At 63.9% G+C, this 13,289-nt stretch carries 12 protein-coding genes; 6 read left to right on the top strand and 6 right to left on the bottom strand.

What is annotated here, in order from left to right:
• The first annotated feature begins 2 nt into the window (after positions 1-2).
• Positions 3-863 (top strand): PCC domain-containing protein, encoded by an 861-nt coding sequence (locus TSA1_RS01890; protein ID WP_100174848.1) that lies wholly within the window; start codon positions 3-5, stop codon positions 861-863.
• A gap of 47 nt (positions 864-910) precedes the next feature.
• Here the strand turns inward: TSA1_RS01890 and TSA1_RS01885 are convergent, their stop codons facing one another.
• Entirely contained in the window at positions 911-2,992 is a 2,082-nt protein-coding gene (locus tag TSA1_RS01885) for a DUF1217 domain-containing protein (protein ID WP_100174847.1), read from the bottom strand.
• A gap of 277 nt (positions 2,993-3,269) precedes the next feature.
• Here TSA1_RS01885 and TSA1_RS01880 point away from each other — a divergent pair, with 277 nt between their 5' ends.
• The 3 genes from TSA1_RS01880 to TSA1_RS01860 all read left to right on the top strand — a co-directional run bounded on the left by TSA1_RS01880 (position 3,270) and on the right by TSA1_RS01860 (position 6,400).
• Positions 3,270-4,037: an AAA family ATPase gene (locus tag TSA1_RS01880; RefSeq protein WP_100174846.1), complete on the top strand. Its 768-nt coding sequence runs from the start codon at positions 3,270-3,272 to the stop codon at positions 4,035-4,037.
• Between the two features lie 810 nt (positions 4,038-4,847).
• On the top strand, positions 4,848-5,429 hold the full coding sequence (locus TSA1_RS01865; RefSeq protein WP_100174844.1) for an SRPBCC family protein: 582 nt from the start codon (positions 4,848-4,850) through the stop codon (positions 5,427-5,429).
• A gap of 17 nt (positions 5,430-5,446) precedes the next feature.
• Positions 5,447-6,400 carry a YVTN family beta-propeller repeat protein gene (locus TSA1_RS01860; RefSeq protein WP_100180921.1) on the top strand — a complete coding sequence of 318 codons (954 nt, stop codon included), beginning with the start codon at positions 5,447-5,449 and terminating at the stop codon, positions 6,398-6,400.
• 49 nt (positions 6,401-6,449) lie between these two features.
• Here the strand turns inward: TSA1_RS01860 and TSA1_RS01855 are convergent, their stop codons facing one another.
• Positions 6,450-7,214: a hypothetical protein gene (locus TSA1_RS01855; protein WP_100174843.1), complete on the bottom strand. Its 765-nt coding sequence runs from the start codon at positions 7,212-7,214 to the stop codon at positions 6,450-6,452.
• Between the two features lie 180 nt (positions 7,215-7,394).
• Complete coding sequence (locus TSA1_RS01850) at positions 7,395-8,021, bottom strand: HAD-IA family hydrolase (protein WP_100174842.1); 627 nt, start codon at positions 8,019-8,021, stop codon at positions 7,395-7,397.
• Between the two features lie 100 nt (positions 8,022-8,121).
• Between TSA1_RS01850 and TSA1_RS01845 the strand changes: the two genes are divergently transcribed.
• Complete coding sequence (locus TSA1_RS01845; protein WP_100174841.1) at positions 8,122-8,349, top strand: DUF433 domain-containing protein; 228 nt, start codon at positions 8,122-8,124, stop codon at positions 8,347-8,349.
• An 11-nt stretch (positions 8,350-8,360) separates the two neighbouring features.
• Positions 8,361-8,687 (top strand): DUF5615 family PIN-like protein, encoded by a 327-nt coding sequence (locus tag TSA1_RS01840; RefSeq protein WP_145984259.1) that lies wholly within the window; start codon positions 8,361-8,363, stop codon positions 8,685-8,687.
• On the opposite strand, the gene TSA1_RS01835 is transcribed toward TSA1_RS01840, so the two are convergent.
• The 3 genes from TSA1_RS01835 to TSA1_RS01825 form a co-directional block, all read right to left on the bottom strand.
• Positions 8,684-9,013, bottom strand: coding sequence for a hypothetical protein (locus tag TSA1_RS01835; protein ID WP_100174839.1), 330 nt, complete (start codon positions 9,011-9,013; stop codon positions 8,684-8,686). The two genes, TSA1_RS01840 and TSA1_RS01835, sit on opposite strands and share 4 nt — an antisense overlap.
• 48 nt (positions 9,014-9,061) lie before the next feature.
• On the bottom strand, positions 9,062-12,037 hold the full coding sequence (uvrA, locus tag TSA1_RS01830) for an excinuclease ABC subunit UvrA (protein WP_100174838.1): 2,976 nt from the start codon (positions 12,035-12,037) through the stop codon (positions 9,062-9,064).
• 274 nt (positions 12,038-12,311) lie between these two features.
• Positions 12,312-13,004, bottom strand: coding sequence for an outer membrane protein (locus tag TSA1_RS01825; RefSeq protein WP_100174837.1), 693 nt, complete (start codon positions 13,002-13,004; stop codon positions 12,312-12,314).
• Positions 13,005-13,289: the final 285 nt, after the last annotated feature.

Genomic DNA, 13,289 nt, shown 5'->3' with positions numbered 1-13,289 from the left:
TGATGCGGAGTATCAAGCAGCCGGGCACACCGCTCGCAGAACGCATCCAATGGGTGGAAGCGAGGGGGCGCGCCTTTTCCTTCACGCTTCAGCCGGGCCTGTCGCTGCTGGAGGCCGTGCGGCGCGGCTTTGCGGCCGAAGGATTTGCCGGCGGCGTGCTGAGCTTCGCCCGCGGCGCGCTCGGGCCGTTCGCCTATGTCATGCCGGCGCTGTCGAAGACGGGCGAGAACGCCGCGTTCTACAGCGACACCTATCGGCCGGCTGGCACGACGCGCACGAAGCCCGGCAGCATGACGCTCGGCATGCGTGACGGCGCGCCGTTCTTTCACTGTCACGGGCTGTGGACGGAGGCGGACGGCAAGGCCGGCGGCGGCCACATGATGCCGGATGAAACCATCGTCGCCGAGCCGTTCGAGGTCGAGGCCTTCGGCCTTGATGGCGCGATGTTCACCGCCGAGCCGGATCCCGAGACCAATTTCAAGCTGTTCGGGCCGGTGGCCGCCGCGCGCACCGGCGCGCGCACGACGAGCCGTGCTTTCGCGCTGCGGCTGCGGCCCAACCAGGATTTTGCCGGCTCGCTCGAAGAGTTCTGCCGCGCGCACGGCATTGCGCGCGCGAGGGTGCGCGGCGGCGTCGGCTCGACCATCGGTGCCCGCTTCGCCCATGGCGGCGTGACCGAACCGTTTGCCACCGAGCTCGCGATCACGGCCGGGGCGATCGCGCCCGGTCCTGCCGGCGCGCTGGAAGCAGCGCTCGACGTCGCGCTCATCGACTATACCGGCGGCATCGCGGAGGGCCGTCTGATCCGTGGCGACAATCCCGTGTTGATGACCATGGAGCTGGTGCTCGAGGTGCTGGACTAAAGCGCTGCGCACCTTTCGGATCATGCTTTGGTAACGGCGAGTGATCGTCAGTGAGCGCGCAGTTTGGCGATCGCCAGGTACGTGGATTCACTCATGCTCGATAGGCCCGAGCCCGACCCTTGAAACAGATTGAGCAAGGGAGATTGAGCCTGGCCGGTGCTCTGGTTGTTCTTGACGTCGTACATGGCCGAGAAGCGGCTCAGCAGCTTCGCGACTTTCGCGGGGTCGGACAGATCCTTGACCTTCATGAACTTGTCCACGTACTTGGCCTGCTGGTCGATCGGCATCGCCGCCATCTGATCAGGTAAGTTGAAGGTGGTCCTGAACACCTCCGAAAGAGCCTTGTCGGCGAGGATGTCGTATGCCGACGTGATGTCGCCCGCCTTGCGCTGGAAATAGAGCGCCAGGCGTACGCCGGGATTGGTTTCGCCTTGCTGCTGCTCGAGGCTTTGCTGGACATAATTTGCCTGTGTGTCCCGCAATTGATCCCGCTTCTGGGGACCCATCATCGGCAGGCGCACGACGTTGCCCTTGCTGTCGAAATTGAACGACGCCACGATGTCGGCAAAGCGAGGATCGCTCTGCGTGTTGGCGAAGCTCTTGGGATCGTTCAGATCGGAGGCGAAGATCTTCTCGAGGAAATCGGTGCTGACCTTGCTGGGGTTCAAGCCCTTGGCCAGGAGAACCAGATCGACCATCGGCCTGTTTGCCAGAAGATCGGAAACGCTGTCGATGCCGGCGATCGCCTCCTGATAGGCCGTCGCGTCCTTGGCCGCTTGCGCCCGAACCGCCGCCTGCTGCTTGGTGCTCAACGTGCTTGCGCTCTTCACCGCTTGAATGACGTAGTCCCTCGAGATCTGGAGGACCTCCGCCGCGTCCTGCGCCAACAGGGGGGTCGTCAGATTGCCTTTTGCATCGAAGTTGAACGCGCGTGCGAGCTGAACGTATCGATTGTCCTTGAGAGTATATACGTAGCTCTTGGGATCGCCGACGTCGCTTTCGAGGACGGCCTTGATGGTCGCCTGCGAGACCTTCTTCGGGTCGAGGCCGACGGCGCCGAGCGCAAAATCATACACGCTCGGCGTCGATACGAACGCGTCGACCGAATTCAGTTTGAGGATGGCCGTTCTGAATTGATTGATTGCAAAGGCCTCGCTCAGCGGGCTTGCCGCCGAATAGACCGCGGCCTTGCTGTCGTCGAACCGCTTCTTCGTGAGCGTGATATTCGCAGCTGTCTGCGCGGGCGTGCCTGCCGGGAGCGACCCGTCGGGCGAGAACTCGAACGCGCCGGCCATATCCACAAATCCGCCGATCGTTGCGATCTGGTCGTTGAGACTGGAGATGCTGTTCTTATACGTCTCCAGGTGATGCTTCTCGACCAGGATCTGGACTTGCAATTGGGGCACGTTTGCGCCCGGTTGCGAGAGCTGGGCCGTGTAGTTGGCGATGTTCGAGCTGGCCGTGCTGGCATCTGATTGCGCCTGGGCGCGCGCCGCGTTGAGGCCGCTCAGCTGGGACGCGAAGGTGGTGTTGACGTAGCTGCTTGGATCGGACGGGTCGCTGCGCAGGACCTGGCTGATCGTGGCCGGCGGCCACTTGCTTTCGTCGATCCCGAATGCCGAATAGACATAGTTGCGCAGGCGATCGTTGTTCAGGATGTCGTCTGCGCTGCTGACGTTGCCGATCTGGGCGCTGTAGTAATTCGAGTCGCTGGCGAGTGCATCGACCTGGCTCTTCTTGGTCGCCGTGTACAGACCGATCATCTCGTCGATCTGGTTGTCCGACTGGGCAACCGGCTTTGCAGCGTCGTTGAAGGAGAACGCCGCGGCAAACTCCCGGTAGCGTTTGTCGACCAGCTTGTTGACGAAGCTCTTGGAGTCGTTGAGGTCGCTCTCCAGCACCTTCTTCATGAAGGCGTTGGCGTATGCCATGTCTTCCAGCCCGTATGCCTTCAACGCATAATGATACAGGCGGTAGTCCTTCATCAAGTCGTCGACGGTCTTCACATTGCCGATGTGGGCTTTGTAATAGGCGGCCTCGCGCGAGACATCGGGTTGCTGTTCGACCCGGGTCAGGGACTGCTTGAGATTGCGCGTGATGTAGTTGTAACCGAAATACGTTGACACCATCGCGCATTCCTCGCGGCTTCTTGGCGTCCCGGACGTCCGTCAATCATTGCGGGGTCGCGAGCAGGGGAGCCGGCCTCATGCCGGCAGGCAGTCTCTCAGTTGCGTTTCCTTCGGGCCATCCCGGCTTACAATCTGACGTTTTAATTTATCTGCCGGTAACGTGAGACGAGTTTGTTTCGAGTTGTTTCCATATGTTTCCAAGATGCAGCTTACGCGGGGGTTGTGTTCCCTTTATGTTCTGATCGAGAGATCGGTCAGAATGAACTGGAGGCAGCGTATGAGCCGAAGAAGCGGTCGGACGATCAATTTGCCGGCGCCTTACCTGAAACGGGTCTGGCTCGACCCGTCGCGCGTCCACGATCGCGAGGTCTATCCGTTCTGCCTGCCCATCTTCCCGGATGAATTCGAGCTCAAATTCGACGCCGCCATCACCATCATCGTCGGTGAGAACGGCACCGGGAAGTCGACGATCCTGGAGGGGATCGCAGCGCTTGCCGGCTACGACGATGCCGGCGGCGGCAAGGGTTACATGGCGGTCGATCATTCCGAGGCGCGCGAGAAGATGGGCGGCCAGCTCGGCAAGGCCCTGCGCGCGAGCTGGCTGCCGAAGATCACCAATGGCTGGTTCTTTCGTGCCGAGAGCTTTTTCTCGGTCGCGCGGTATCTGGACAAGGCCGCGCGTGATGCCGGCCAGGTCGGTCCCGATTTCCTGTCGCATTCCCACGGCGAAGGCTTCCTGCGCTTCTTCGAGGAGCGCTGCCAACGCCAGGGTATCTTCATCTTCGACGAGCCGGAATCGGCGCTGTCGCCGGCACGCCAGATCGAATTCCTCAAGCTGCTGCGTCGCATGGAAGAATCCCGGATCTGTCAGGTGATCATGGCGACGCACGCGCCGATGTTGATGGCTTATCCGAATGCGCGGCTGCTGCGGCTGGCGAAATATGGGCTGGAGCCTGTGACGGTCGAGGAGACCGATCATTATCGGCTGATGCGGGAGTTTTGTGCTGACCCGCGCGGGTTCGTCGATGCGACGCTGGAGGAATAGGTGAAGGGGCGTAATCGACACGCGCTCTCTCCCCGTCATCGCGAGCGCAGCGAAGCATCCATCTCGCCTTCCGATCCGGATCGCACGCGCGGTTTCCCGTTCTCGCGGCACGTCGTGCCCGAGCTTTGCCTCAGTCTCCACCCTCGGAAGTGCCGAGGGCGCAGGGAAGGCCGGGTGCCGGCTGGCACCCGCGGTCCACTGTGCGAATCCTGCGTGACAAGAAGCTGCACAGCGGCATACAGGTGAAGCCGAACATCCGGCCTTCCCTGCGCAGTGGGTTGACGGCTTATGTCGTGCTCTCCCCGGGGAGCGTTGCGCTATTGCCCCCGTCGCCTTGCGGATGACTGATGCACGTGCCCGGTTGGGCTGCCTGCATCACCGCAAGACTTGGCGCACAGACCCCGGGCGCCAGGACCACACGATTTTGCCGTACGGAGGCTGCGCCGGTCGTGTGCGCGACACCCTCGCTCACGGTTGCCCGCCCTGCGAAGCCCTTCGCGCCGACGCCGCCTCACGTCCACCACGTCCCATCCCGCGTTCGTGACGATCGCGATGCGCCCCTCGGCCCGGGACGGGATGGGTCTCGTATACGATAATCCGAAGTTCTGATAAAGAGAAATCTTTTCGGGCGGCGGCGTTGACCCTCCCATGGGTGTTTTGCCCGCCGGGCCGCGCAATGGGTTGTGGGTGGGCGGACATCGCCGCCGCAACCACGCCACGAACCGGTCTCCCCTCGGCCCCAAAATACGCTAGGATGACCGCAGCGCGCTCCAAGTCGCGCACGATCAACGGGACGTATGAGGAAACGAGATGAGGGTGACGATTGGACGACGCACGGCCGTGGCTGCGGTGCTGACGACCGCGGGAGCGGCGGCTTTGACGCTGGCGTTTGCGCCGGTGTTTTCACCGGCCGCCTGGGCGCATGGGCCGACCCGGCAGAAGGTGCGTGAATCCATCGAGATCAACGCGCCGCAGGACAAGGTCTGGGCCGCGATCCGCAACTTCCAGGACATGAGCTGGCTTCCGCCCGTCACCAAGACCACGGGCGAGAAGGGCAACGAGGTCGGCGCGACGCGGACGCTGACCCTGCAGGGCGGCGCGACGGTCGAGGAGGAGCTCTACAAATACGAGCCCGACATGATGAGCTATTCGTACCGGATCACCAAGGTCGACGTGAAGGTGCTGCCGGTCACCAATTATTCCTCGACGCTGACGGTGTCGCCGGCGCCGGACGGCAAGGCCAAGCTGGAATGGGCCGGGGCGTTCTATCGCGGCTTTCCCAACAACGATCCGCCGCCGGAGCTGAACGACGAGGCCGCCAAGACCGCGGTGAGCGGGCTCTACAAGACCGGGCTCGAGGCGCTGAAGAAGAAGATCGAGAGCGGCAGCTGACCTTGCGGGCACTGGACTTGCGGGTGCTGGCTCTGGCGGCGCTCGCCGCCAGCCTTTGCCATGCCGGCCTCGGCAGCGCGGCTGCCGAGGAGGCGTTCGTCACCAACCAGCTCAGTGACGATCTGATGGTGGTGGACCTCGCAACCTCGCGCAGCGTCGCGACCATTCCCATCGGCGGCAAGCCGGCGGGGGTGGCCGTCAGCGCGGACGGGCGCTTTGCCTATGTCACGAGCCCCGACGCCAAGGCGGTGACGGTGGTGGATGCCGCGAGCCGCCAGGTCGCTGGCCGCATCGAGGTCGGCGGCGGGCCGCTCGGCATCGCCGTCGCGCCGGATGGCAAGACGGTCTACGTCGCCGACTGGTACGCCGCCGCGGTCCGGGTGATCGATACGGCCTCGCGCGGCGTCACCGCCAGCATCGCGGTCGGCGCCTCGCCGTCGGGCCTTGCGGTGACGCCCGACGGCAAGCTGCTGCTCTCGGCAGACCGCGACGACGACAGCGTCTCGGTCGTGGACACGACGACGCGTCAGCGCAAGGCGACCATCAAGGTCGGCACCCGTCCGTTCGGCGTCACCATCGATGCCGAGGGCAGGCGCGCCTACACCGCCAATGTCGGCTCCGACGACGTCTCCGTGATCGACATTGCAGAAGAGCGGGAGATCGGCCGCGTGCCGGTCGGCATGCGGCCCTATGCGGTGGCGCTGACTTTGGGGCGCGGCTTCGTCACCGACCAATATGGCGGCACCGTCAGCGTGTTCGATGTTGCGAGCTTGAAGCCGGTGAAGCGGATCAATGTCGGCGACTATCCCGAGGGCATCGCCGCGACAGCGGACGGCAAGCGTATCATCGTGGCGTGCTGGGAGAGCAACACGCTCAACATCATCGACGCGGCCGAGCTGAAGGTGATCGGCGAGATCAAAACCGGCGACGGCCCGAGGGCGTTCGGGGCGTTCTTGCGCAGGACAGAGTAGGGGCGCGGGAACGCCCCCGGATTTCGCTCACTTCATCCGAGCTATGGCGCTAGGCCGGTGTGGTGTTCAGAACCTCCCACAGGGCCATCGGCGCGCCAGCCCAATGCCAGAACGAATAGCTCTGATAATCCCGGTCCTTGCAGAGCTGAATGAAGATGGTCGCGCGTTCCGCGCAGGCCTGGGCCGACGCGCAGCCGCCGCCATCCCCGACATAGCCCGCGCCAACGGGGGCGAAAGGAATTGTCAGATGCGCATTGCCGTTGACCGCACGATCGATGCGCGATGCGACGCTGGGACTGGAGCCGTAGTAGGTTTGGGGAAAGTTGAAATCGGCGTGCTGAGCGATTTCGGTGAATCTCGGAAGCCAGCCAGTGATGTTCTGCGGGATGTCGTTGCTCGACATTCCCAGGGGTTTGCTCAGCGCGTTCGCCGCCTGCCGCATCGCAGTGCCGTAGGCTCTCGCCTCATTGATGCCGCCGTGAAAGAATTCCGCGCCGCCTTCGGCATCCATGATCATGCCGTCCAGATCGAATTGCTGCGCCAGATTCCTGAACGCCGTCGCTTCGGCCTGAGCGGCCTGCGTCGTCGGGCAATGCGGGACCTGCCAACCCCAGACCTGCAAATTGCTGTCATGAGCCTTGTTGACGAGATTGGTCATCGTGGCGGCCATCGCCCCGGTCACGTTGCGATACGGCGAAACGCCATCGGCGACCTTGACCCAGATCGCCGAGAGCTTGGCACGGCGCGCTTTCTCGACGAGCTTGTTGACGCCACCTTCGGCGGCGAGAACCGGTTCGAGCTTCCAAATATACATGCTTCGGCTTCGGGGCATGCCAAGGCTCCATGAATGACTGCGAGACAATGATTGCGAGGTGTAAAGCTTCAATCTGAGCATGTGTCAGACGAAAATCAATCTCTAATTTTTATCGTCGATCGGCGTCCGCACAGATTGTGCATCGTGTTTGCCCAAACGGCTCGAACCGAAACTGGCCGCCTATCGACTAATACTGTCCGTAATTTCATCCATCCGCTCGAACACGTGATCCGGCGCGTGCGCCCGCAGCGCTGCCGGCGCCGCGTAACCCCAGCACACCGCGCCGCAGGCGATGCCGACGGCGCGGGCCGCCTCGATGTCGCGCACCTCGTCGCCGATCGCGATGACCTGGCCCGGCGCGACACCGGCGCGGCGGATGACGCGGCGGAATTTCGCGGGCTTGCCGAACAGCGAAGCCGCGCAGTCGAAATGCGAAAACAGCGCGGCGGCATCCCCGAGTTTTTCGCGCGCATTGGCCTCGCTGTCGGACGTCACCAGCGCGAGCTGCACGCCGTTGTCGGTCAGCGCCTGCAGCGTGGTCTCGACGCCTGCGAACAGCGAGATCTCGCTTGCCGCTTCCGCCTTCAGTCGCCGCGCATGCCGCGCGATCGCCGGCAGCTTCCACAAGGGCACGTCGAGCCGGGAGAGGATCTCGCGCGTCGATGCATGCCGCAGGCTCTCGATGTCCTCATCAGCGACGCGGCGAAAACCGAAGCGGTCGGCGATGTCGTTGATGGTGCGCAGGAACCACGGGAAGCTGTCGGCGAGCGTGCCGTCGAGATCGAAGATGGCGAGGGCGTAGGGCATGGGGGCGGGTGCGTGCGGGCGGGCGGGCCGTGCATCGGGCTGGGAGCGCTGCGCTGACAGATGCCGTCGGAGATGCTATATTCACCGGCAGAGGTGACAGATGTCGGAGCTACTGGCAAGGATTACGGTCGATCCGCAGCGTATGCATGGACGTCCCTGCATTCGCGACCTTCGCATCACGGTTGCCGACGTCCTGGGACTGCTGTCCGCTGGACAGTCGCGTGAGAGCATTCTCGAAGATTATCCGTATCTGGAGGACGCTGACATCGACGCGGTGCTGGCTTATGCCGCCCGCCAGCTCGATCACCCGATCATAGCGGCCAAATAACCTTGCCATACTTGATCGATGCGCAGCTTCCTCCGGCGCTCGCGGAAGCCATGCGTCGCGCTGGATACGATGCGGCTCATGTGGCCGAGTTCGGGATGGCAAACGCGCTCGACCGAGTGATCTGGAACGAAGCCATTTCTCGAGCGGCGGTCCTCGTGACCAAGGATCGCGATTTCTCCCTTCTGCGCACTGCAAAGAGGCAGGGGCCGATCGTCCTGTGGGTGCGCGTGGGCAACATCGACAATCGCGCGCTGATCCGCCAGTTTCTGGCCGCCATGCCACAAATTGTCGAAGCCGTCGCGCGGGGGGAGGCTGTTATTGAATTCGTGGGTCGTTAGCGGGACGACAGTCTGCGAACGTCGACGTTGACGTCGAGATCAATGTTGCTGACGCAGGTCTGAGTGGTTCGGTGCGAGCCGCCTTCATGCCAGCGGCCATTCCGCGCCCGGGCGCCGCTGACATTTGCCAGCTTCAGGCAGCGCCACTGCGGCAGCGGTCTACTGCTCTCGCCTGCAAACTGCCAGGCCAGCACCGCCTCTTCGCCGGATTTGTTGATGCCGATGATATGCGGGCAGAGTTCGCGGTGGCGACCCTCGTAGACGCAGGTCACCTGTTGCTCGGCAAGGATGGCGTTCCGAAATAATCTATAGGTTCGGCTCGACATCGAGATTACCCCACCGCGGCTCGATTCCTGCTGCCCGGGCGACAGCTGCTACTCAGCCGCCTCGCTCGTGCTCCGCCGCTTCGGCTTACCCGCCTTCTTCAGCACCGGGGCCAGAAACTTCCCCGTATAGCTCCGCGGCGCTTTCGCGATGTCTTCCGGCGGGCCCCAGGCCACGATCTCGCCGCCGCCGTCGCCGCCTTCGGGGCCGAGGTCGATGACCCAGTCTGCGGTCTTGATGACTTCGAGATTGTGCTCGATCACGACGACCGTGTTGCCCTGCGCGACCAGCTCGTGAAGCACTTCCAGCAGCTTCTTGACGTCGTGAAAGTGCAGGCCGGTGGTGGGCTCGTCCAGGATGTAGAGCGTGCGGCCGGTGGCGCGCTTCGACAATTCCTTGGCGAGCTTGACGCGCTGGGCCTCACCGCCCGACAGCGTCGTCGCCTGCTGGCCGACATGGATGTAGTCGAGCCCGACGCGGTGCAGGGTCTGGAAGGTTTCGCGCACGCGCGGCACCGCCTTGAAGAACTCGGCGGCTTCCTCGACGGTCATGTCGAGCACGTCGGCGATGGACTTGCCCTTGAACAGGACCTCCAGCGTCTCGCGGTTGTAGCGCTTGCCCTTGCAGACGTCGCAGGTGACGTAGACGTCGGGCAGGAAGTGCATCTCGATCTTGATGACGCCGTCGCCCTGGCAGGCCTCGCAGCGGCCGCCCTTGACGTTGAAGGAGAAGCGGCCGGGCTCATAGCCGCGCGCCTTGGACTCCGGCAAGCCGGCGAACCATTCGCGGATCGGCGTGAAGGCGCCGGTGTAGGTCGCAGGGTTGGAGCGCGGGGTGCGGCCGATCGGCGACTGGTCGATGTCGATGATCTTGTCGATATGCTCGAGGCCCTCGATGCGGTCGTGCGGGGCGGCGCCTTCGCTCGCGTTGTTCAGCTTGCGGGCGATGGCCTTGTAGAGCGTGTCGATCAGCAGCGTCGACTTGCCGCCGCCGGAGACGCCGGTGACGGCGGTGAACAGGCCGAGCGGAATTTCGGCGGTGACGTTCTTAAGATTGTTGCCGCGCGCGTTGACCACCTTGATGGTGCGGCGATGGTTCGGCGGACGCCGCTCCGGCACCTCGACCTCGAGCTCGCCGGTCAGGTACTTGCCGGTCAGCGATTTCGGGTTGCGCATGATCTCGGCGGGCGTGCCTTCGGCAATGATGTTGCCGCCATGCATGCCGGCACCGGGGCCGATGTCGAGCACGTGGTCGGCGAGCAGGATGGCATCCTCGTCATGCTCGACCACGATCACGGTGTTGCCGAGGTCGCGAAGGCGCTTGAGGGTGTCGAGCAGGCGGGCGTTGTCGCGCTGGTGCAGGCCGATCGAGGGCTCGTCCAGCACGTAGAGCACGCCTGTCAGTCCCGAGCCGATCTGCGAGGCGAGGCGGATGCGCTGGCTCTCGCCGCCGGACAGCGTGCCGGAGGAGCGCGACAGCGTGAGGTAGTTGAGGCCGACGTCGAGCAGGAAGGTGAGGCGCTCGCGGATCTCTTTCAGGATGCGGCCGGCGATCTCGTTCTGCTGCGTGTTCAGCGCCGCCGGCACGGTCTCGAACCACTCGCCGGCCTTCCTGACCGACAGCTCCGAGATCTCTCCGATGTGCTTGCCGCCGATCTTGACGCAGAGCGCCTCGGGCTTGAGCCGGAAACCATGGCACGCCTCGCAGGGCACGTCGTGGAAATACTTCGCCAGCTCCTCGCGGGCCCACTCGCTCTCGGTCTCGCGATAGCGGCGGTTGATGTTGGTGATGACGCCCTCGAACGGCTTCTTGGTGTCGTAGGAGCGCACGCCGTCCTCGTAGGAGAACTTGATCTCGTCCTCGCCGGAGCCATGGAGGATCGCGTTTTGCGTCTTCTTCGGCAGGTCCTTCCACTTGGTGGTGAGCGTGAACTTGTAGTGCTTGCCGAGCGCGGTCAGCGTCTGCACGTAATAGGGCGAGGACGATTTGGCCCAGGGCGCGATCGCGCCCTTGCCGATGGCGGCCTCCTTGTCGGGGATGACGAGATCCTCGTCGACATGCTGCTCGACGCCGAGGCCGCCGCAAGCGGGACAGGCGCCATAGGGATTGTTGAAGGAGAACAGGCGCGGCTCGACCTCGGGAATGGTGAAGCCGGAGACCGGGCAGGCGAACTTTTCCGAGAACAGGATGCGCTCGGGACCGCTCTTGTCATGGATCTTGGCGGTCTTCTTTTTCTCTTCGGCAGCCGCCGCAGCCGGTGCGTCGGCATACTCGATGACGGCAAGGCCCTCGGCGAGCTTCAGCGCGGTCTCAAAGCTTTCGGCGAGGCGCTGGCCGATGTCGGCGCGCACCACGATGCGGTCGACGACCACGTCGATGTCGTGCGGGAATTTCTTGTCCAGCGTCGGCGCTTCCGCGAGCTCATGGAAGGTGCCGTCGATCTTGACGCGCTGAAAGCCCTTCTTGAGCCATTCGGCGAGCTCCTTGCGGTACTCGCCCTTGCGGCCGCGCACGACCGGCGCGAGCAGATAGAGGCGGGTGCCTTCGGGCAGCGCCAGCACGCGGTCGACCATCTGCGAGACGGTCTGGCTCTCGATCGGCAGGCCGGTGGCCGGCGAATAGGGCACGCCGACGCGCGCCCACAAGAGGCGCATGTAGTCGTAGATCTCGGTGACGGTGCCGACGGTGGAGCGCGGGTTCTTCGACGTCGTCTTCTGCTCGATCGAGATCGCCGGCGAGAGGCCGTCGATCTGGTCGACGTCGGGCTTCTGCATCATCTCCAGGAACTGGCGCGCATAGGCCGACAGCGATTCGACGTAGCGGCGCTGGCCCTCGGCATAGATGGTGTCGAAGGCGAGCGAGGATTTGCCGGAGCCGGAGAGGCCGGTGAACACCACCAGCTTGTCGCGGGGAATCTCGACGTCGATGTTCTTGAGGTTGTGCTCGCGCGCGCCACGGATCGTAATTGCGCGCAGGCTGGAGCCCGCGTTCTGCTGTTGGCGCTTCGCCTTGATCACTTCATCCATCCGAGTTGCCCTCAAGGAAGCCCAAAGGTGCGCGATCGCGCCAGCATAAAGGCGCGCTTCGCCCGGAACCGGGATCGGCGCCGATGGGTATGGTAGCGAACGTAGGAAGAACGGAGACGGATTTCCAGTGGGACTTGCGACTAGTCAACGGAATGTTGGCGCGCTGGCGGCATCTGGCAGCAGGAGGGCGTGGAACGAGGCCAAACACGCGGGCCAAACAAAAAGGCCGGCGCAAGGCCGGCCTTTCGTGACGATGTGACGTCGGTAGCAGAGATCAATACTTCGCGACGACCGGGGCGCCGAAGTGATAGTTCACGCCGACCTGCACGGTGTGGAGGTTGAGCGTGCCGGTGGGAATGGCGCCCGAGAAGTAGGTCTCGCCGCCGAGGCTGCGATAGAGGTACTCGCCCTTGACCGACCACTGCGGAGCGAAGAACGCCTCGATGCCGGCACCAACGGTCCAGCCGGAGTGCCACTTGCTGTCGGAGACCGACGCGGCGCCCAGGGTGGCGGTGAGCTTGTTGTCGATCCAAGCGTAGCCGCCGGTGCCGTAGAACAGCACGTTGTTGACGGCGTAGCCGATGCGGCCGCGCACGGTGCCCATCGCGTCGGTCTTGGAGGTCAGCGAGGCGGGGATGCCACCGACGCCGGGGACGAAAACCGTGCCAGCGGCCGAAGCGCTGACGTCAGCCCAGGCGCCATCGGCCTCGAGGCCGAACACGACGTTGCCGGTCTGCCAGTTGTAGCCGGCGGTGCCGCCGACGAAGCCACCCTTCATCTTCGGATCGCCCGAAGCGTTTTCCCAGGCGCCGCCACCGACGATACCGAGATAGAAGCCGGTCCAGTTGTAGACCGAAGCCATCGGAGCCACCGGCGCCTTGGTGTAGGGGCGAGCCGCGAGGTCAGCAGCCGAAGCGGGGGCAGCCAGAGCGAACAAACAGGCCGAAGCCAACAAAACCTTTTTCATTTTCAACTTAATCCCAGTCCCAGTTTCTGTTGTTGCCTTCCTTGACCGGAAGGGCAGCGGACTCGATGGCCCAACTGAGGCAGTGCTTACACCACTGAAGCCGCAAGTTGTGTCTCCTGAAAGCCACAGTGACTGAAAAGGTGATGGTTGCTGACTTATTGCTTCCGAGCGTCTGACGTCGCGCCGCTCCGGGTTCCGATTTCGGAACAAGATCAGGGCGATATGTGCTGTGATCGGCGGGCCGACCGCCGCGGGATTCGCGCGATCATGACGATATCGACGTCG

It is taken from the genome of Bradyrhizobium nitroreducens, assembly GCF_002776695.1.
Taxonomy (GTDB): Bacteria; Pseudomonadota; Alphaproteobacteria; order Rhizobiales; family Xanthobacteraceae; genus Bradyrhizobium; species Bradyrhizobium nitroreducens.
Note: the sequence above shows the minus strand (reverse complement) of the source record. Positions and strands in the feature narration are given on the sequence as shown.